We start from the raw sequence: 19,987 nt of genomic DNA, 5'->3' as shown, positions 1-19,987 counted from the left end.
TCCAACAAGCAGGAAAGTCAATATGCACGAAAAACCGATCACCATGGCAAATTTAGCATGGCGAAATATTCAGCGGCGACCGTTTAGAAGTTGCTGTTTGATTATCATCATTACGCTTTTTTCGGCAACGCTGTTTGGTGGAAGTATACTGATGAAAAATCTCAGCCTTGGTATTTCAGGCATGGCTAACAGGTTAGGTGCTGATATTCTTATTGTGCCTAATGGTTACGAAAAAAATATGGAAGTTGCCTTATTGCGTGGTGAACCGAGTACTTTTTATTTAAAAGTAGATTTGATTGATAAAATAAAAGGTATCAAAGGTATTGAGGCCATTTCACCTCAGCTATTTATTGCTTCATTAAATGCAGGATGTTGTTCGTCTAAAGTCCAATTAATTGGTTTTGAACAGCATACTGATTTTATAATTAAGCCTTGGTTACAATCACAACTTTCAGAGCCATTGACTGATAATCAAGTCGTTGTTGGTTCTAAAATTAGTTCTGATGTGGGCGATGAAATCTTATTTTTTAATCATCCTTTTAAAATTATTGCTAAAATGGATAGCACAGGGATGGGATTTGATACCTCTGTCTTTATGACTATGTCGGCAGCCCAATCATTAATGAAAAATGCAAAATTAATTGAAGGGGATGTCGACCATTTTGCTGATTATGCCTCGTCGATTTTCATTAAGGTCAATTCAGATTATCAACCTAAAGATATTGTTAATCAAATTATGCCCAGATACGCGATTGACTATAATATTGACTTTATTATGACCAAAGGTATGTTAAGTAATATATCAAAATGGTTAACTAGCTTTTCAACTATTGTATATAGCCTATCGGCTATTTTTTGGGTTTTAGCTATTATTGTGATTTTTGTGATATTTTCTTCAAGCTTAAATGAACGCAAGCGTGAAATTAGCTTATTACGGGTATTAGGCGCGTCACGGCGTGATTTAGTTAAAATGTTGCTTCGTGAATCTTTAATAATTAGTGGATTAGGCGGAGTTAGTGGCATTGTTATCGCCTCGGTATTACTTTATGCATTTAGCTTATTAATCTGCCAATCTATTGGTTTGCCGTGTGTAAATATCTCACTATTTGATGCATTATTATATGCAATTGTTGTTTTTATTCTTACGCTAATTATAGGACCTTTATCAAGTATCTATAGTGCCTTATCTATGACTAAATTTGATACTTATAGTACCCTTAGAGAGGGCGAATAATGTTACTGAATGTTAAAAACCTACGTAAAGATTACACAAGAGGGCAACAAACCTTTTCAGCTGTGAATAATGTTAGTTTTTCAATGGCAAAAGATGACTTTATATGCATTATGGGTAAATCAGGCAGTGGTAAAACCACTTTGCTAAATATGATTGCTGGTTTACTTACACCAACGCAAGGAAAAATCACTATTAATAATACAAATTTATTTGATCTTAATGATCAGCAAGTATCTGCCTTTCGTAATCAGCATATTGGTTATATTCCTCAAGGTAGCAGTTTACTACCTAATTTAACAGCAATTGATAATATTCGACTGCCTTTTTATTTAACCAAGCGAGAAAACCAAAATCCCTTAAATGAAGCTAAGAGGTTGCTTGAAAAAGCCAAAATAAGCCATTTGCAAGATGCATACCCAGCTAATATGTCGGGCGGTGAAATGCGCCGTATTGCGATATTGAGAGCACTGATTTGTAAACCACAAATGATTATTGCTGATGAACCAACAAGTGATCTTGATGAAGAAAGCGCTGCTGAAATTATGCAATTACTGACTGATATTCATCAGCAAGGCACTGCGTTATTAATTGTCACTCATGATCATGATGTTGCCCGTTATAGCCAAAAAGTTATGAAAATGTCAGCTGGACGATTTATTGACTAATGGGTTTAGTTATTAACTGAATTGTTATATTAAAAGTGGATTACAACCCATGTCGATCATAATTTTATTGAGTTTTAATAATGGCAACCCAACTAATGAATTAATATCATTACCTTCAAGTTTATCAAACAGGGTGATGCCCAGTTCATCACATTTAAAACTGCCAGCACATTGTAGTGGCTTCTCTTTGCTAATGTAAGCATCAATTTCTGAATCAGTTAAATGCCGAAAAGTCACCTTAAATGGTTCGCAAATAGTAGTTTGTTGTTGTGTTTTGGTATTAATTACTGCCATACCAGTATAAAAATAGAAAGCTTTACCGCTGCTTTGTCGAAGCTGTTTACGGGCATTATCAATTGTATGCGGTTTGCAAACAATATTACCGTTTAACACACCAACTTGATCAGAGCCAATAATTAAACTATCAGCAAACTGCGTCGCTAATGATTGGGCTTTAAGTTTTGCTAGTCGAACCACCAATTGCTTAGCTGACTCACCTGCTAGGGGTGTTTCGTCACAAATTGGCGGTACACACTCAAAAGGGATAGCTAATTTTTCGAGCACTTTTTTACGGGATATAGATGTTGATGCTAATATGATTCTCATTTTAATTATCTCTTAAAATCCAAGCAAAAGGGTGTTCATTAAACCCGATATGACCATAACGATCAACTATGTGTTCTAACTAGATTTTTATATTGGATTGATAAATAATATAGCTCATGTTGATCTCCATCATAAAATGAATAAAAAATAATTAAAGATTAAATTTAAAACGAGTATCATACTAGCTAGGTAAAACCTATTTTAGCTTCACTGAATATATAATTGAATCTTTAACAAAGTAAGGGGGAGTTATGTACAAAAAAATTCTAGTTCCTATTGATGTGCTTGAAGACCAATTAACCAAGAAAGTGATTCCACATGTAGAGTGCTTAGCCAAACTGTCCAATGCCCAAGTTATCTTTTTTCATACATTACCAGTTGCCTCAGCCATTGTGAATGTTTACTCATTTGGTTTTGACGAATTTAAGGATAAAGCTACAGTACAAACGGAAAAAGACTTGCATAAACTTATTGACTCGATTGATTTACCGCGTGAAAATGTATCCTTTTCTATTGCATTTGGTAATCCAAGGGATGAGATTCTCCGTTTAGCGGAAGAAATTCAACCCGATTTAATTATTCTAGGCTCACGTCGTCCTAATATCTCAACTCATCTTTTAGGATCTAATGCTTCTGGGGTGGTTCGTGGTGCTAAAACTTCGGTGTTAGTTGTTAGGTAGGATGATTAAGTTTTGTTGAAAAATTAAATAAAATTAGGTGAATATACCAATGAATTCTTTTTAAATATTTAGAATTACAGGTTTCGGGTGTTATAAACTTCAGTGATCATTTCTATACGATGACAACACCCGAATTAAACCAGTTATACCACAGCCTTTAAAAACAATCTAAGGAGATATGTTTACATACCCAAGAGTAGTTTAAGTCATCGCTCGGTTTTAACATACTAGTTGTGAATTATTTAGGACATTGTAAAATCATGCCAAATATCTATGTTTAGCATACTAACATCGTATTAGTGCCCAGTACCCTCTAACGGCTATTTTGATATTCGGGTGGATTAGCTGTTTTCCAGCTCCGTCTATTAATGTTTTACAATAAAACAGCAGTGAATCTGTTTGTTGCGTTTAAAATCCAGCGAAAGGGTTTTATTATTAATTTCTTGATAGGTGAGCCCCAGATTCTGCATACCACTACTATCCATTTTAAAACTACGCTTGTTGTTGGAGAAAATGATAGTATCATTAGGTCTTAACAGACGTTTTAAATCCGTCATCAATTTTAGATGATCACGCTGAACATCAAAGGTATTATTCATGCGTTTCGAGTTTGAAAATGTGGGCGGAAAGATAAAAATTAAATTGAATTGTTCATCAGCTTAAGATAAATAGAGCAAAACAATCCGCCTGAATTAATCGATGTTTTTACTCGTTAAATTATTTTTTTTAAATTGCGAATCATTTCTTTAAATAGATATAAGTGACGAGCAGAGTAAATTTAACGTATCAACAAAATATACAATCAATATTATTATAGAAAATAGTCAATCTTTTGTTTATTAATGATTCGAACCGTTAACTCTGTGATAGCGATGATGAGTGCCGAGCGTATCATTTGTTGATAGCGATTTTGGTAAATGGAAGATTTTAAAGTATCGACAATACCTGATTGTTTTACTTTTTCATGTTGCGATTCCCAGCTTGGTGGTAATACCATATCATGTAATAAGCTAATAGGACCTAAAATTTCATCATCTAAATAAGTGTATTGTTTGTCGTCTAGCTCTAGTTCGTCCAAAACAGCAATCAGTAGCTCTATATCTTCGTAATCCTCACGAGAAATAATACCCAACACATAAAGCAGTTTTAGGCACACTGAGGTATCATTGAGAGGTCCATTTTTACCCACCAATGAGGGAATAACAAATTTAATGGCGTGAGGCTCTTTTCGGAAGACTTTAAGAATCAATTTGATGACATTATCATTAATTAATTTAATGGCAACTTTTAGCAAGCTGTGAATATCAGCTTGCTGGTTGAGTTTTTCTAATATTATATCTTCTTGTAATATCGATTCTGGCATTGAGAATTAGACAAATTGATGATCTTGCATTGCAGTATAAATTTCTTCAACCTTCATAACAATAGAATTATTAACGTCAATATTAGAGATTTCACAAAAAGCTTGTTTAACGCCTTTTTCAGTAATGAGTTTTTTTAGTTTAACTGCTTGCTCATCATCATTATTACGATAGTTAAGCGCAGCAGCAACTCCAATTAGTAAGTTAGTATTTTTAACTTGATATTCAAAGGTGCCAAGTAATGGTTTTATTAAACGATCGTCTGCACCTAATTTACGAATTGGCTGACGACCAACACGTGCAGTATCATCCTGTAAATAAGGATTTTCAAAGCGGGATAATATTTTTTCAATATATACCATGTGTTTTTGCTCATCAAAATTGTAACGTTTGATAAGTACTAACCCGCTCTCTTCCATGGCTCCGCGTACAATTAAACGAATACGTTCATCTAGAATTGCATCACGTATTGTGCCAATACCATTATAAAATCCTAAATAAGCAGTTATTGCGTGACCAGTATTAAGTGTAAATAACTTACGTTCCACAAAAGCCATTAAATTATCAACGGGTTGCATGCCTTTAATAATTGGAATAATACCTACAAATTGTGTTTCATCAACAATCCATTCCGAGAAAGTCTCAACAGTCACTTCTAGTATATCGCCTGTTTTTGATGTTGCAGGTGGTACAATACGATCCACCGCAGAATCGACAAAACCGATATGGGTGTTTGTCCATTGCTGAATTTCTTCTGGTAGCGCTTTAAAGATTTCTTGTTTAAATTGGCTGGTACCTCGTACCATGTTTTCACAAGCAATAATATTAAGTGGCTTACTGTTACCTCGATTATGTCTTGCAATAATTCCTTGGGCTATCGTTGGAGCAATACGCGCTAAAATTTGTGGACCAACGGCAGTGGTGAGTAAATCAACGCTGGCAATATAATCGATCACTTCATTAGAGGTGCTATTAATTCCATCAACATTTTTAACTATCTCAGTGGTGGATTGCTCGCCAACAACATTTACCTGATATTCATGACGAGTGGCGATGGCATCAATAATTTCCTGATTGACATCAGCAAATGTAACTTGTACACCAGCATCGGATAGTAATTTGCCGATAAAACCTCGTCCAATGTTACCTGCGCCAAAGTGTAGTGCTTGCATAATAATAATCCTTAACTTTATAATTTAATTTGAAATATTTCACTCTATTTCCCGTGTAAAGCGGGAAATAGAAATAGGTTAACTTAGTATTGCTAAAACTTCTTCAATATTATTTGTCGTTGCTAATTTTGCAATAATAGTTTCATCATCTAATGCATTAGTCAGTTTTGCTATGACATCAAGATGTTCATTATTGTGAGCAGCAATACCAATCACAATTTTTGCTTTATCATCTTCTTCATCACCAAATTGAACCCCAGCAGGGTATTGGCAAAATACGATACCAGTTTTAATAACATCGTCTTTTGATTCAATAGTGCCATGTGGAACAGCTATTGATTCTCCTAAATAAGTTGATGTTAATTTTTCACGCTCTAGCATTGCTTCAATGTAAGTAGGTGTGACATAACCATTATCAACCAATTTTTGCCCTGCAAAACGAATTGCTTCTTCTTTATTTTTAGCGGTTAACCCTAAAAAGATATTTTGTTGTGATAATTTAAATAGAGGAATATTATCAGTCGATTGATTGCTTATAGGCACTGTTTCACTTGCTTCATTATTTGCTTGAGAGCTTAAAAGATCCGCCACGAGTTGGCTATATAATTGACTATCTAAAAAGTTAGTTAATGAAATATGATGTGCATTTGGTGCGTGTTGTTTTGCTCGATCGGTTAAGTCTTTATGTGTAATAACAATGTCAACATCATCAGGCAGATTATTAATTGCTACATTAGTGACAAAAATATCCAAATCTGCATCTTGAACTTTTTTGCGTAATACTCCTGCGCCCATAGCACTTGAGCCCATTCCTGCGTCACAAGCCACTATAATTTTTTTAACTTTAGTAAGATCAAGTGTACCATTTACAATTCCTTTTGATTCATTTTTCATTGCAGAAATATTCGATTTTGCCTCTTCAAGGCTTTTATCTGCTTCTTTGGTGGTTTTTAATAAAATAGCGGAAACGATAAAAGTAACCATTGTTGCTGCAATGACAGAAATAATTACGCCAAACATTGATGATTTTGGAGTGACCGCAAGAACGGCGATGATTGATCCTGGCGATGCTGGTGAACTTAATCCAGCACCAAATAGTGTTAAAGTAAATACTCCGGTCATTCCACCTAAAATCACTGCAATAATAAGGCGAGGGTTCATTAATACATATGGGAAATAAATTTCATGAATTCCCCCAAAAAAATGAATGATTGCTGCACCACTGGCTGAACTTTTTGCAGAACCTTTACCAAGCAACATATAAGCAAGTAATAAACCTAATCCAGGACCAGGATTTGCTTCGATTAAAAAGAAAATAGATTGAGAATGCTCTGCCGCTTGTTGAATACCTAATGGTGAGAATATACCGTGGTTAATTGCATTATTTAAGAAAAGAATCTTGGCAGGTTCAATAATAATTGAAGTTAAAGGTAGTAAGTTATGCTCAACTAAGAAATTAACAGCAAGAGTTAATTTACTTGATGCAACAACGACAGAAGGTCCAATTGCAAAAAAAGAAAGCAATGCAAGTAGCATGCCAATAATACCAGCTGAAAAATTATTGACTAACATTTCAAAGCCACTTTTGACTTTTCCGTCTATGGTTTTATCAAATTGTTTTATTACCCAGCCACCAAGTGGTCCGACTATCATAGCACCTAAGAACATCGGAATATCTGCACCAACAATGACCCCCATTGTCGTAATTGCACCGACAACGGCGCCTCGTTCACCGTGAACTAATTTACCACCAGTATAACCAATCAACAGTGGTAATAAGTAAGTGATCATCGGGCTAACTAACTTGGCAATAGTTTCGTTTGGGTACCAGCCCGTTGGAATAAAAATAGCGGTAATAAATCCCCAAGCAATAAATGCGCCGATATTTGGCATGACCATATTACTTAAAAATCGTCCAAAATTTTGAACTTTTAATTTGATGTTTGAACTTGTCATAATATAAAACTTTCCTTATTGATTGTATAATCATCATGCTGTTATTGTAGAAGGATTTAGTTATTCAATTCATTAAAAAAAATTGATAAGTGTGATGAGTATCACATTGTTAAAATGGGTCTATTTTTTGTTTTTGTGATTAAGATCACTCTTCTGGAAGGTGGTAAGAGAAAAATATACTAAAACGTATAGTTTCCTGAAACTTTTTTACAAGATTGAATTTTATTATTAGTGATTACTGCTTATATATTATTTAGCAAATCAAACCCAGCTGAAATGGTTTAATTTTGATTAAAAATGCTCAGTAAAGTTTTTAATTTTGTTGAATGTTTTATTTTGTCATAATTTTAATAAATTAACCGCCTTATGGCGGTTTGTGTTTATTGATGTTTTACAATAAAACAGCAGTGAATTTGTTTATTGCGCTTAAAATCAAGCGATAGCGTTTTATTGGTAATTTCTTGATAGGTTAACCCTAGGTTTTGCATACCGATACTATCCATTTTAAACCCACGCTTATTATTCGAAAAGATAATTGTTCCATTAGGGCGTAACAAGCGTTTTAAATCGGCCATCAATTTTAAGTGATCACGCTGAACATCAAAGGTATTGTTCATCCGTTTCGAGTTTGAAAATGTCGGCGGATCGATAAAAATTAAATCGAATTGCTCATCAGCTTGAGATAAATAGAGCAAACAATCCGCCTGAATTAATCGATGTTTTTTACCTGTTAAACCATTTTGTTTTAAATTACGATCTGCCCATTCCAAATAGGTGCGAGACATATCGACCGTGGTGGTTGATTTTGCTCCGCCAAGTCCAGCATAAACCGTTGCACTACCTGTATAGGCAAATAGGTTTAGAAAGTCTTTGCCTGCACTCATTTCACCAATCATTTTTCGTGCTAAGCGATGATCTAAAAACAGTCCTGTATCTAAATAATCGGTCACATTAACCCAAAATGCGGTTTTGCGCTGATTAATCGGGTATTCATGGACTAAAAAATAGTCCTGTTTTTGTCCTAGCTTTTGGTATTGCTGTTTGCCTTTTTGCTTTTCTCTTGTTTTTAATACTAACTGATCGGCGGTAAGCTCAAGCACTGACATGGTAGCATTTATAGTATCAAAAAGCCGTTGGCGAGTTTTTTGTGGATCGATGTTTTTTGGCGCTGCGTATTCTTGCATCACTATTTTATCTTTATAACGATCGATAGCGACATTGTATTCAGGCAAATCTGCATCATAAAGCCGATAGCATTCTAGTTGTTCTTGGGTTGCCCACTTTTCTAATTTTTGCTTATTTTTGCGTAATCGGTTAGCAAAATCCACAGCTGGAATAGTGGAATTTGTGATTGCTTCTTCAGTATTACGCTTAGCAATGACATAATTTTTTTGTATACAGTCGAGAGGGCCATTTTTTGCTTTGAATTGTCTTTCTGCTCTCATTTGTAAGCAATCTAACAATTGTGGCGCACCGCTAAATAATGATAAACGCCATCCACCAAAATTTTGTTTGATTTGTCGACCAAGTGCCGTATGCAAAGCAATAAGCGCAGGCTCACTTTCTAAGCGTTCTCCATAAGGTGGATTACTGATGATCATGCCTACTGTTTCAGTTGGCAATGGATTGGTCAGTTGAGTTACATCTTGCATCGAAAAAGTAATTAAATCCCCCACACCTGCTTGAAGAGCATTTTGTTTAGCTCGTTCAAGTACCGTCGCATTATTATCATAACCGATAAATGGTGTGTTTGTTTTGGATACGTTATGCTTTGCAGTGAAAAGCAATTCGTTCCACAGTGTCGGGTTAAAGCCTTTCCAAGCAAAAAATCCCCACTGTTTACGATGTAAACCGGGTGGGATTTGTGATGCGATCATTGCCGCTTCAATTAGTAATGTACCTGAACCACACATCGGATCGAGCAATGGCTCAGTTATTTTCCAACCAGAACGCATAATAATAGCTGCCGCTAGGCTTTCTTTTAGTGGGGCTTTCCCTGTTTGCTCTCGATAACCACGCTCATGTAAACTATTACCACTTAGATCTAAAGATAGTGTGACACGGTTTTTATTTAAATAAGCATGAAGTCGAATATCGGGATCTTGTTTTGCTACATTAGGACGTTCATTAGTATGACGCAAAAAGTGATCAACAATAGCATCTTTGATCTTTAGCGCACCATATTGACTATTACGGATAAATTCGTTTACGCCAACAAAATTAATCACGAAAGAGTTATCAACAGCAAAAATATCTGGCCATTTAATATTAAACACACAAGAGTACAGATCCAAATCGCTATAGATGTCGAACTCGGCAATAGGTAGTAAAATGCGAGATGCCAAACGCGACCATAATAATGATTGATATAGCGTTTTGTCATCGGCATCAAAATAAACACCACCTTGTGCAATTTTACAATTAATTGCACCAATTTGTTCTAACTCTTTTTTTAATAACTCTTCAAGCCCGCGAGATGTACTGGCAAATAGCGTTTTCATGCATAATCCACTTAACAATAAAATTGCTGGCATTATACCGACTAATTGTAATAGTGGGAAATAAAGGCTGATATTAGTTAGATGAATATTGGGTTAGTTTATTAATAATCAGAAAAGTTTGGCGGTAATGAAAATTAATGTTAGTTTAGTAGAAGAATTAAAATGTAATCTAATAAAGCATCAAGATATTTATAATATGACGCCTATTGAATTTAAACACGATAACAGGCAGTGTAATTTTCTACGTGAGTTTTGTGCTAAAAATTTGGTATTTACAGTAGCTTTTGAGATATCCACATAATTTATAAAATTGCCTGTTTCAGTTGCGTTTGTTATTTCTTTTCAAAATCTATAATATGAATTATCAAATTTTTGCAAAGCATCAATTAGAATTCTTTAACCCTGCCATTGGTTTTCCTTTATGAGAATAACTTCATTTATATTTTTCATAAAAATCGTTATATATCTCAACTATATCTTTATTCTCACTCTTTTTACATTTGTTAATAAAAGAGTTTTTTAACTCTTTGTAATTCAATTCTAATAGCAATTCTGCAATTCTTCTATATATGAAATCATCAGAAGAATCGAGATATTTTAAAACCATTTTTGGTAGTGTTTTCTTTACAATATTATTATGTCTATATTTGAATAATATATCTCTAGCTATTGGAATATGATCTATATTGCCGCCTATTGATATTTCTATGACAATAGGAATTAAATTATCTAGCTCTTTGTCGTCAAAATCTTCATCTCTTACAAACCTTAGTGCTGTTCCTTGTTCTGACAGAATTTTAAGAGCAAATAATAATTGATCAAAATACAGATTTGATTTTTTGAAGTAGTATTTAGCAGAAAATAATTTTTTTTCAGACTCTTTTAAGCGGAGCCATTCTATAGAATATTTGTCTTTATCTTTCATTTTTTATTGCTACACAGCATGGAACAAAATAACTTTTCAAAATCATTCGTAGATTTTTATATTGTCTGAAAAATTTGTTGCCATCCAACATAATTTTTTGCTTGAGTCAGGTAAAGTATGCAGAAATGGATAGCAGAATTAGTTTATAGTATCCAATTTTCAAATATTACAGTTCTATCGAGAATAACATAACATTATCCGAAGTTGTAAAAAATGATACATAGCTGTTTATTTCGCATGTGCCAGATGTTTCTATAAAAATAATATCTCTTCCTAGTGACAAAACTAAAATACCTGTATCTTCACAAGATATCACTTTAGCCTTGAAAAACATGTTGTTATTAATTAAATAAAAGCCATACCCAGGTATTTTTTCAAGAGTTATATTCTTACCCCACTCAAAAAAATCATCGATTTCTAATTCAATATTATAATATGTGTTTGATAATGATTTACTATTGTCCCAAATCGCAACACCACATCCTAAATCAGATTTGAACTCTACTAAATTCTCGTCTATTTTACTTACTAAAGTAATTTTCATTTTTTTATGGTATTTAATAACTCTATTATTAGTATTCATGACATTATCAACAAGATCGGAATTACATGTTTATTCATGATAATGGTGTTTTGTTTGCTTGCTTGCTATTTATTTCATGATTGCTATAACAAATACATTATTTTGCATCATGAGACGTGATTCTATCATAATTTGGTAAGCTCTTTCTAGGATGCTTGCTTATTTGAATAAAAACTTAATTTAAATGCAAATTGATATCATAAGGTGTAATAGTCTTTATTTGTAGGATTTACTAGCGTTGTTTACAGTAATTTGAGAAGCTACTGTAAGGAATATACATAAGAAAACAAAACTAACGCCTTGTTAAGCTATTTGCCTGAGGTAGAATTTAACAAATAGCTACCCCTTAATTTTGTTGTTTGAACAGGTGTGGTCATTCCACACTACATAGACCGCCATTTAGTGTGTAATACATTAAAACAAGCCTTATTTCGGCGTCAATTTCCTAAAAATGTACTCATTCATAGTGACCAAGGAAGCCAATATTGCAGTGCTGATTTCAAGCAATTATTGTTACAATATGGGCTAAGGCAAAGCATGAGTCGAAGAGGAAAGTGCTTTGATAATGCGGTTGTTGAAAGTTTTTTTCATACACTCAAAACACACATTATTCATGACTATTACTACAAAACGAGGAAACTGGCTAATAAAGCACTATTTGAATATATTGAAATCTATTATAATCGGATACGCCGTCATTCAGCCAATGGCTGGGTATCACCTGAATAATATGAACAACAATATTACCAAAACGAAAAATGATAGAGGCGGGCACTGTTTAATATTTTGGCGAGGATCACCGTATTTTAGGAAATATAATTTTCTCATTTATCGCCGCCACATTTCCCTGGAATTCTGATTTCTTTAGCTTTGACTTCAACTGAAGACTTAAATATCATAGCAATTACAGGTCTATCCATCTTTCTGATTCCAATATAAATATATAATTTATAAGATTCATTTTAATTTACTTAACTTCAAAAGTATTTCCTTATAATCATTTTTGTAAAAATCATTTTTAGCTTTATTATACATTTTTTCAAAAGAAGCTATAAATTTATCTAAGTAATTGTCTGGAATGCATTCATTACGATTTAAAATCTTTTTTATTTCAATGTAAAAATTTCTTTCTGATTTCGCTTTTGGACTGATATTTAAAATTGATAAGATATAATCCCATTTTTTATCCTCCATATAAAACTGTGGGAAATTAGTAATAAATAAAGAAACATAGTAATCTATTTTCTTAACATTTTTCAATTCATTAAAAAATTTAAAAAAATTATCTAAAGGGGGGAGATTATATCCTTTTATCATATTTCCTATGCAAGATACTATATTTATAGTAGCTTCTTTGGTTAAATTTTCATTTTTATACAAGTATATTAATTTTTCAGCCAATGCAACATCGGAAAAAAACTCTTTATAGTACAAAGATCTTTCTTTTCTACTAAATTTTTCTAAATCAGATATTAGCTCTGATAGTTCTATAAGATCATTTTGTCTATCCCAACTTTTAATTTTATAAGTAAGAATATTCAAAATATCGATATTTTTTTTTAATCGTGTCATCTAGCATGTTCCTTTACTGATAAATTTACCTTACTCATTAAAAAAGTTGTATGAATTAGTGTAGTCGATCCACATGATATAGCCATTGATTATATGGAGCTCGGTAGCCCTTACCAAAATGGCTATATTGAACGATTTAATCGTACCTATCGTACTGAAGTACTCGATTTATATCTTTTTAACAACTTAGCGCAAGCAAGGCAAATAACCGAAGTATAACACCGAAAGACCGCATGATGCATTAAATAACATGACACTGTTCAAATATAAAACATTAAAACAGGCAGCTTCATTTTCTACGTCAGTTGTGTACTAAGTTTGAGGTAGTTACAATGAAAGTATAAATAATGCCAGTAATTCTTATATATTGGTTTATCTTTTGTATTTGCTTTAGTTGCCTTTGGTCACTTTATGATAGAATAATGTTTTATTACTTAATATCTAAATAAAAACCACCAATAACTATGTCATTAATTAATCTTACCAATGCTTATCTTTCATTTAGTGATGCGCCGTTGCTTGATCATATCGATATGTCTATTGAGCCAAATGAGCGTGTTTGTCTTGTTGGCCGTAACGGTGCTGGAAAATCGACTTTACTTAAAGTTTTAAATAAAGAAGTGCCATTAGACGAAGGGCAAATTATTTATGAAAATAATGTGATTGTTTCACGATTGCAACAAGATCCTCCTCGTGATGTGCAAGGTAGTGTGTTTGATTTTGTGGCAGAAGGATTACACGAACAAGCACAGTTATTACGAGATTACTATGATTTAGCTCATCGTGTTGAGCACGATCCTTGCGAAAGTAATTTAGATAAATTAGCTAAAATGCAAGAACAGTTAGATCATCAAAATGGTTGGCAATTAGATAGCCGTATTCGTAATGTTATTTCTTCATTATCGCTTGATGGTGATGCGTTGTTGTCTTCGTTATCGGGTGGGTGGTTGCGTAAAGCCGCATTAGCCAAAGCGTTGGTTTGTCAACCAACAGTTTTATTGCTTGATGAACCAACCAATCATTTGGATATTCAAACCATTAAATGGTTGGAAGATTTTTTGAAAAGTTTTAATGGCAGTATTGTGTTCATTTCCCATGATCGTTCGTTTATTCGTCAAATGGCAACGCGTATTATTGATTTGGATCGAGGTAAAATTGCGTCTTGGAGTGGAAATTATGATAACTATTTGCTTGGTAAAGAAGAAGCATTGCGTGTTGAAGAGTTACAAAATGCTGAATTTGATAAAAAATTAGCTCAAGAAGAAGTCTGGATCCGACAAGGTATTAAAGCTCGTCGTACTCGTAATGAAGGGCGAGTGCGAGCATTAAAAGCAATGCGCCAAGAATATAGCAAGCGACGCCAAGTTATGGGTAGTGCTAAAATGCAAATCGAGGAAGCATTACGTTCAGGAAAAATTGTTTTTGAGCTTGAAAATGTGACATATCAGATTGAGGATAAGTTACTAGTTAATGATTTTTCTGTGCAAGTATTACGTGGTGATAAGATCGCTCTGATTGGTCCTAATGGTATTGGTAAAACAACTTTATTAAAACTGTTGTTGGGTAATTTGACACCAACATTAGGTAGTGTGCATTGTGGCACTAAGCTTGAAGTGGCTTATTTTGACCAGTATCGGTTAGAGCTCGATCCTGAAAAAACAGTGATGGACAATTTAGCCGAAGGTAAACAAGAGGTAATGGTAAATGGTCGTTCACGCCATGTACTTGGTTATTTACAGGACTTTTTATTTCCGCCTAAACGTGCCAGAACACCTGTACGAGCACTGTCTGGTGGGGAGCGTAATCGTTTATTGCTGGCTAAACTATTTTTAAAACCTAGCAATTTATTAATACTTGATGAACCAACCAATGATCTTGATATTGAAACATTAGAATTGCTAGAAGAGTTAGTGAATGATTATCAAGGAACTGTCTTGTTGGTTAGTCATGATCGGCAATTTGTTGATAATGTGGTCACTCAATGTTGGTTTTTTGAAGAAAAAGGCCATATTGGTGTTTATGCTGGTGGTTATGCCGATGCTCTGCAACAACAGCAGCAAGCACAACCAGTTAAAGTAACGACAGTTAATAAACTTGAGCAACCTAAAAAAGAATTATCTGCTACTAATAATCAAAGTAGTGAGCGAACCGCTAAAAAGAAAGTTAAACTGAGTTATAATGAACAACGAGAATTGGCACAATTACCAAGCAAAATAGAACAATTAGAATTAGAGATTACTGATTTACAAGCACAAATTGGTCAAAGTGACTTTTTTAATCAAACTCATGAAATTACTAGTCCAATTTTACAATCTTTGGCAGATAAAGAGGCTGAATTAGAAGCTGTTTTTGAAAGATGGGAACAGTTAGAGTCTTTAAGTAAATCATAAGGTAAATGTTAGTATTTTTCAGCATTATTTATTTGTGTTATAAAATAAATAATGCTGTTTCCTTACCCTAAGGTTTTTATATAATATTTTTTACATAACCCTTTTTTAAATAACCGTTTTATTATTCCATAATTTTCTAGATAAAAAGTAGAATAATAATAGTGCGATGATGACAAAACACGCACCAACATAACCAATGTAATCAATTGAAAGTAAAATTAATACCTTACTGCCTATAAAAGCACCGCCTCCTATTCCAATATTGAAAATACCAGAATAGACTGAAGTGGCTATATCTGTGGCATCGGGTGCGGCATCAATTACTTTGCTTTGCATAACCATTCCAATAATTGTAATGGAAAGTCCCCAAATTAAACATTGAATGATTGCAGTATAAAGCGTGAATGAACATACATAAAGCGATAATAAGCAAGTAATCAGTAGTAGCATAGGGATGATGAAAATTGCGGTTGGATTTTTTTCAGCATATTTTGCAAAAATAACGCTACCAATCATTCCAGAAAAACCTACAACTAATAATAAAAGGACGATAACATTTTGGTTAAATCCACCAATATTTTTCATGAATGGCGTAATATAGGTATAGGCAGTAAAGTGACCTGCAATAATAATGGCAATTAATAAATAAATGTTTAGCAGTATTGGGCGTTTTAATACCATTGGAATATCTTTGATAGAGATAATATCCATGCTTGGTACAGTAGGCAATAAGCGGAGTAGTAATATCATCACGCAAAAAGCGATACCAGCAATACATAAAAAAGTCACGCGCCAGCCAACGAGTTGTCCTATGATGGTGCCAATTGGAATACCTAGAATGGTTGCCATCGATACGCCAATAACAATAAAGCCCATTGCTTTAGCTTTTTTACCATTGGGCGCTAACCGAACTGCAAGTGGTGTTGTAATTGCCCAAAATACCGCATGTGCACAAGCAATACCAATTCTTGCTATCATTAAGCTGTAAAAATTCCATGCGACTCCAGCTAAAATATGACTACCTATAAATAGACAAAATAAAAGGATAAGTAGCTTCCTTCGTTCCATTTTTGATGTTAATACTGTGAGTGGCAATGATAATAACGAAACAGCCCACGCATAAATAGTGAGTAATAATCCAGCATGAGCTACGTCCATTGAAAAGCTTTCAGCAATATTGGGTAATAGCCCGACAGGTACAAATTCCGTTGTATTAAAAATAAATGCCGCAAATGCAAGACAAAGAATTGATGACCAAACCCGAGATCGGTTAATACTATTATTCATGATTAAGATTTTGGAGGGAATATTAGATTACTTTTGATTATAACTGAATATGTTTGTCTATTAAATAGTTGCTAAGAATAAATCTTAAACTTAATCGCCACCAATATTAGTATTTGAGGGCGATGTTTCATTATAGCGATTTATTCTAGTGCTTTAGCTGCAGCTAGGACTTTGTCATAATCAGGTTCAGAAGAGGTTTCTTTAACATATTCCACATAAACAATTTTGTCGTTTTTATCAATGACAAATACAGCTCGAGAAAGTAATCGCAACTCTTCAATAACAACTCCATATTTTAAACCAAAGTTGAGTTCTTTATGATCTGAGGTGACTTTAACGGCATCAATACCTTCAGCAGCACAGTAGCGATTTAAGGCAAAAGGTAGATCGACGCTAATTGAAAATATCACTGTGTCTTTTAATTTTGCCGCTTCGACGTTAAAGCGATGCACTTGAGCACTACATACTGAGGTATCAATGGATGGAACCGAATTAATAATTCTGATTTTACCTTTAAAATCGGACAATTTAATGGGCTTCATTTTTAAATCTTGCACGATAAAATTGGGCGCTGTGTCGCCAACTTTAATTTGTGTGCCTAACAAAGTAATAGGTGCTCCGCGCATGGTGATTTCATTAACTCTTTTTTGCATAACAGTTTCCTTAGCGTTGTGACTAATAACGTTGTTTCTATAGAGTGAACTTATTGAAGTTTTACAGCTTTATTTAATATAAATTTAGCATTATTCAGCTGTCATATTCATATTATGCTAGATTTGATGATTTATCCAATGAATAAAATTTTTGATTACTCAATTTAGTGAGCAATGATAAGCCAAAAAATTTCAATAAAAATAAATGTGATAGTTATCACATATAAAAAAATGGGTTTGTTTATTTGTAGGAATAAAAGCTTCAATCGGGCTTTCTTTAGTACGTTATAAATGACCTAGAGGCTGACCATAAAGCGTTTAGCCAAATTGGTGACCGTTATTTTTTTTATGATATAAGCGCCATATCTCTTGTCTGTGATAAGGCGTTAATTTTGTTTTTTATGTATATTCATTACAGTCGTTTCTCAAATTACTGTAAACAACACGAGGAATTTCTACAATTTGTTTGGAAAGTAATGCGACAGTTGTTAATGGTTGAAAGCTAACTTCACTAAATTCATTATTATTTCCATTTTTTCTTTTTCTTTTTTAAATACTCTTTTGGGCTTTCTAACCAGGATATTGGAAAAGGATAAATAATTATAAATATACATGCTGATAATAAAAGAGGACGATAATCTGGATTAGAAGGAACGATACGTTCAAGTTCACCTGCAATTATAATTTGAACAACTGAAGCAACATAATTAAAAAACAACATGATGCGCCTTTGCCATTTCAACTTTTTATTATATTGATAATCACTTATTGTATATTTTCTAAAACGATAAGAAATCATAATAGGCAAAATTGAGAAAAAGTAATACGCAATGTAAATCAATATAATCATCTGTGTTATTCCTGTTATTCAATAGAACCTTCTTCAATATGGCCATCAAAATATTGCCGATATGTAGTACCATCCAAGCGCGTACACAACGAGTAATTAGGTTGGTCATCTACATCAGATTCACTACCTGTAATACGTATTACTATTGTACAACTATCTACAATTTTCTCTATATTATCAATCTTTTCTGGTTTTGAAATATATAAATTTGTCTCACTACTTTCATTATCTTTAACTAATATATTTTCAGCCTCTTGATAAATTTCATATAATGATATAGCATCACTCAATAGTTCATAACTTAACAACCATTTATTCATCTGTTTATATGCTTGTATCAAATCCTTTCTACCATAATAAAATAATTTGAATTTAGCTGGATTAGCACGATTGTATTGATTAATTGCAAAACTTTTATCAATTTTAGGAACTAATTTAAGTTTACCATGTACGGATATACCGATATCAACTAAATCATAAGCCAAAGAACCTGCCTCTTTAGACATTCCCAATCTTTCAGCCGCATTTTGATACACTGATTTTAAAAAGCCATCTTCATCAGTTATCCCTTCTTGAATACTATTAACTCCATGCGCTGCTACATATGAGCCAAGTATACAACCCACACCAGTTGTGCACATTGCAACCCCCATCCTTATCAAGCCAAAACCACCTAAAACACTTAGTCCCCGACCTACCCAGTGCAGGCTTTGATCCAATAAACTCTTTTCTTCAGATTTTATCGCTTCTGAGCCTTGTTCATAACTCATCGCTCCGCTTTCCACTTGATTTACAATGCGCGTGGCGAAATCATCAACATTGTTAATGAAATCTTGTTTTATATCATCATGGTAAAGGTGTTTTTCACAAACTTCATGCGCACAATCAAGTAAATTTTGAGCGTCAAGACGAATCTTTGTTTTATCTTCATTTGATGCTACTAATGAATTAATTTGTGTGTGAATATCATTTTGCGCGATTGTTGAAAATGTATTATTAATAGGATTTGACTTATTTGTATAATAGGGGGTTGTCACATCAACAAATATCAGACTTTTGGTTGCAATAATTCGATTAACACCTATAGGCCGACAACCACAAGCAATAATACACCCATCATAAGCAGCTGGTTTGCCATCAATGATTAATTTATCAGTTGCCTCAATAATTTTTCCAGAACTTTTACACTTAGGACATGAAGCATAATCCCCTAAACAGGCTATAGCATCGAGATGGTTAAAAGCTAGAACTGACGACGAAATAACTTTACCACCGGTTGTAGTATCATCACCCATTACAGCAATTTTTTTACTCATTACAATCTTTCCATTTAACAAACTTTAAACAATTAATACTATATCAAATAAATTAAAAAACCAACGGAAAAACTGTAGCCATGCGATTTTTATAGCAGTAAATTTATTTTAACTTACCGAAAAATAACACAATAACTTATTTACAATACCTAATCAGCTTTGGACCGTTGGATAACGCAAGCAAGCCAAAGCGGCTCATTTAAAACAAAAGATAATCGCAGTCCACAAGAACAAGA

Annotated in this window: 16 protein-coding genes and 3 pseudogenes; 6 read left to right on the top strand and 13 right to left on the bottom strand. The window is 33.5% G+C overall.

The window, feature by feature from the left end; all coding sequences use genetic code 11:
- Positions 1-22 precede the first annotated feature (22 nt).
- Together ACGH6Q_RS08935 and ACGH6Q_RS08930 are read left to right on the top strand one after the other, a co-directional pair.
- Entirely contained in the window at positions 23-1,234 is a 1,212-nt protein-coding gene (locus ACGH6Q_RS08935) for an ABC transporter permease (RefSeq protein ID WP_411592626.1), read from the top strand.
- The gene (locus ACGH6Q_RS08930) at positions 1,234-1,899 is read left to right on the top strand and encodes an ABC transporter ATP-binding protein (protein ID WP_296302605.1); all 666 of its coding nucleotides are present in this window, start codon (positions 1,234-1,236) and stop codon (positions 1,897-1,899) included. The genes ACGH6Q_RS08935 and ACGH6Q_RS08930 overlap by 1 nt, the downstream gene beginning before the upstream one ends.
- 24 nt (positions 1,900-1,923) lie before the next feature.
- On the opposite strand, the gene ACGH6Q_RS08925 is transcribed toward ACGH6Q_RS08930, so the two are convergent.
- Positions 1,924-2,505 carry a Maf family protein gene (locus tag ACGH6Q_RS08925; protein ID WP_411592625.1) on the bottom strand — a complete coding sequence of 194 codons (582 nt, stop codon included), beginning with the start codon at positions 2,503-2,505 and terminating at the stop codon, positions 1,924-1,926.
- A 251-nt stretch (positions 2,506-2,756) separates the two neighbouring features.
- On the opposite strand from ACGH6Q_RS08925, the gene ACGH6Q_RS08920 reads away from it, so the two are divergent.
- Complete coding sequence (locus ACGH6Q_RS08920) at positions 2,757-3,185, top strand: universal stress protein (protein WP_065561310.1); 429 nt, start codon at positions 2,757-2,759, stop codon at positions 3,183-3,185.
- Positions 3,186-3,550: 365 nt separating this feature from the next.
- On the opposite strand, the pseudogene rlmL reads toward ACGH6Q_RS08920, so the two are convergent.
- The 7 genes and pseudogenes from rlmL to ACGH6Q_RS08885 form a co-directional block, all read right to left on the bottom strand.
- Positions 3,551-3,887 (bottom strand): annotated as a pseudogene (rlmL, locus tag ACGH6Q_RS08915) (23S rRNA (guanine(2445)-N(2))/(guanine(2069)-N(7))-methyltransferase); the annotation flags it as partial.
- A gap of 109 nt (positions 3,888-3,996) precedes the next feature.
- Positions 3,997-4,548 carry an MltR family transcriptional regulator gene (locus ACGH6Q_RS08910; protein ID WP_411592624.1) on the bottom strand — a complete coding sequence of 184 codons (552 nt, stop codon included), beginning with the start codon at positions 4,546-4,548 and terminating at the stop codon, positions 3,997-3,999.
- Positions 4,549-4,554: 6 nt separating this feature from the next.
- Positions 4,555-5,718, bottom strand: a complete 1,164-nt coding sequence (locus ACGH6Q_RS08905) for a mannitol-1-phosphate 5-dehydrogenase (protein ID WP_411592623.1) — start codon at positions 5,716-5,718, stop codon at positions 4,555-4,557.
- Positions 5,719-5,796: 78 nt separating this feature from the next.
- Positions 5,797-7,674: a PTS mannitol transporter subunit IICBA gene (locus ACGH6Q_RS08900; RefSeq protein ID WP_411592621.1), complete on the bottom strand. Its 1,878-nt coding sequence runs from the start codon at positions 7,672-7,674 to the stop codon at positions 5,797-5,799.
- Between the two features lie 380 nt (positions 7,675-8,054).
- Positions 8,055-10,175 (bottom strand): bifunctional 23S rRNA (guanine(2069)-N(7))-methyltransferase RlmK/23S rRNA (guanine(2445)-N(2))-methyltransferase RlmL, encoded by a 2,121-nt coding sequence (gene rlmKL / locus ACGH6Q_RS08895; RefSeq protein WP_411592620.1) that lies wholly within the window; start codon positions 10,173-10,175, stop codon positions 8,055-8,057.
- Between the two features lie 433 nt (positions 10,176-10,608).
- Positions 10,609-11,100, bottom strand: a complete 492-nt coding sequence (locus ACGH6Q_RS08890; protein ID WP_085164009.1) for a hypothetical protein — start codon at positions 11,098-11,100, stop codon at positions 10,609-10,611.
- A 166-nt stretch (positions 11,101-11,266) separates the two neighbouring features.
- Positions 11,267-11,683: a hypothetical protein gene (locus ACGH6Q_RS08885; protein WP_065589504.1), complete on the bottom strand. Its 417-nt coding sequence runs from the start codon at positions 11,681-11,683 to the stop codon at positions 11,267-11,269.
- A 381-nt stretch (positions 11,684-12,064) separates the two neighbouring features.
- On the opposite strand from ACGH6Q_RS08885, the pseudogene ACGH6Q_RS08880 reads away from it, so the two are divergent.
- Positions 12,065-12,412: pseudogene (locus ACGH6Q_RS08880) on the top strand (DDE-type integrase/transposase/recombinase); the annotation flags it as partial.
- Positions 12,413-12,640: 228 nt separating this feature from the next.
- Here the strand turns inward: ACGH6Q_RS08880 and ACGH6Q_RS08875 are convergent.
- Positions 12,641-13,255: a hypothetical protein gene (locus tag ACGH6Q_RS08875; RefSeq protein ID WP_174798609.1), complete on the bottom strand. Its 615-nt coding sequence runs from the start codon at positions 13,253-13,255 to the stop codon at positions 12,641-12,643.
- A gap of 78 nt (positions 13,256-13,333) precedes the next feature.
- Here ACGH6Q_RS08875 and ACGH6Q_RS08870 point away from each other — a divergent pair.
- Positions 13,334-13,571: pseudogene (locus ACGH6Q_RS08870) on the top strand (integrase core domain-containing protein); the annotation flags it as partial.
- A 148-nt stretch (positions 13,572-13,719) separates the two neighbouring features.
- The gene (locus tag ACGH6Q_RS08865; protein ID WP_411592619.1) at positions 13,720-15,645 is read left to right on the top strand and encodes an ABC transporter ATP-binding protein; all 1,926 of its coding nucleotides are present in this window, start codon (positions 13,720-13,722) and stop codon (positions 15,643-15,645) included.
- 105 nt (positions 15,646-15,750) lie between these two features.
- On the opposite strand, the gene ACGH6Q_RS08860 is transcribed toward ACGH6Q_RS08865, so the two are convergent.
- The 4 genes from ACGH6Q_RS08860 to ACGH6Q_RS08845 all read right to left on the bottom strand — a co-directional run bounded on the left by ACGH6Q_RS08860 (position 15,751) and on the right by ACGH6Q_RS08845 (position 19,751).
- Positions 15,751-16,932: a sugar transporter gene (locus tag ACGH6Q_RS08860; RefSeq protein WP_065589508.1), complete on the bottom strand. Its 1,182-nt coding sequence runs from the start codon at positions 16,930-16,932 to the stop codon at positions 15,751-15,753.
- Positions 16,933-17,072: 140 nt separating this feature from the next.
- The gene (tpx, locus tag ACGH6Q_RS08855) at positions 17,073-17,585 is read right to left on the bottom strand and encodes a thiol peroxidase (RefSeq protein ID WP_085166029.1); all 513 of its coding nucleotides are present in this window, start codon (positions 17,583-17,585) and stop codon (positions 17,073-17,075) included.
- Positions 17,586-18,108: 523 nt separating this feature from the next.
- On the bottom strand, positions 18,109-18,435 hold the full coding sequence (locus tag ACGH6Q_RS08850; protein ID WP_411592617.1) for a hypothetical protein: 327 nt from the start codon (positions 18,433-18,435) through the stop codon (positions 18,109-18,111).
- Positions 18,436-18,449: 14 nt separating this feature from the next.
- Positions 18,450-19,751 carry a PAAR domain-containing protein gene (locus ACGH6Q_RS08845; RefSeq protein WP_411592616.1) on the bottom strand — a complete coding sequence of 434 codons (1,302 nt, stop codon included), beginning with the start codon at positions 19,749-19,751 and terminating at the stop codon, positions 18,450-18,452.
- Positions 19,752-19,987: the final 236 nt, after the last annotated feature.

It is taken from the genome of Gilliamella sp. BG2, assembly GCF_046635645.1.
Lineage (GTDB): Bacteria > Pseudomonadota > Gammaproteobacteria > Enterobacterales > Orbaceae > Gilliamella > Gilliamella bombi.
Note: the sequence above shows the minus strand (reverse complement) of the source record. Positions and strands in the feature narration are given on the sequence as shown.

Bases quoted from the DNA above. Each gene is read 5' to 3' on its own strand.
- ACGH6Q_RS08935 (WP_411592626.1), top strand. From the start codon at position 23: ATGCACGAAAAACCGATCACCATGGCAAATTTAGCATGGCGAAATATT.
- ACGH6Q_RS08930 (WP_296302605.1), top strand. From the start codon at position 1,234: ATGTTACTGAATGTTAAAAACCTACGTAAAGATTACACAAGAGGGCAA.
- ACGH6Q_RS08925 (WP_411592625.1), bottom strand. From the start codon at position 2,505: ATGAGAATCATATTAGCATCAACATCTATATCCCGTAAAAAAGTGCTC.
- ACGH6Q_RS08920 (WP_065561310.1), top strand. From the start codon at position 2,757: ATGTACAAAAAAATTCTAGTTCCTATTGATGTGCTTGAAGACCAATTA.
- ACGH6Q_RS08910 (WP_411592624.1), bottom strand. From the start codon at position 4,548: ATGCCAGAATCGATATTACAAGAAGATATAATATTAGAAAAACTCAAC.
- ACGH6Q_RS08905 (WP_411592623.1), bottom strand. From the start codon at position 5,718: ATGCAAGCACTACACTTTGGCGCAGGTAACATTGGACGAGGTTTTATC.
- ACGH6Q_RS08900 (WP_411592621.1), bottom strand. From the start codon at position 7,674: ATGACAAGTTCAAACATCAAATTAAAAGTTCAAAATTTTGGACGATTT.
- rlmKL (WP_411592620.1), bottom strand. From the start codon at position 10,175: ATGAAAACGCTATTTGCCAGTACATCTCGCGGGCTTGAAGAGTTATTA.
- ACGH6Q_RS08890 (WP_085164009.1), bottom strand. From the start codon at position 11,100: ATGAAAGATAAAGACAAATATTCTATAGAATGGCTCCGCTTAAAAGAG.
- ACGH6Q_RS08885 (WP_065589504.1), bottom strand. From the start codon at position 11,683: ATGAATACTAATAATAGAGTTATTAAATACCATAAAAAAATGAAAATT.
- ACGH6Q_RS08875 (WP_174798609.1), bottom strand. From the start codon at position 13,255: ATGACACGATTAAAAAAAAATATCGATATTTTGAATATTCTTACTTAT.
- ACGH6Q_RS08865 (WP_411592619.1), top strand. From the start codon at position 13,720: ATGTCATTAATTAATCTTACCAATGCTTATCTTTCATTTAGTGATGCG.
- ACGH6Q_RS08860 (WP_065589508.1), bottom strand. From the start codon at position 16,932: ATGAATAATAGTATTAACCGATCTCGGGTTTGGTCATCAATTCTTTGT.
- tpx (WP_085166029.1), bottom strand. From the start codon at position 17,585: ATGCAAAAAAGAGTTAATGAAATCACCATGCGCGGAGCACCTATTACT.
- ACGH6Q_RS08850 (WP_411592617.1), bottom strand. From the start codon at position 18,435: ATGATTATATTGATTTACATTGCGTATTACTTTTTCTCAATTTTGCCT.
- ACGH6Q_RS08845 (WP_411592616.1), bottom strand. From the start codon at position 19,751: ATGAGTAAAAAAATTGCTGTAATGGGTGATGATACTACAACCGGTGGT.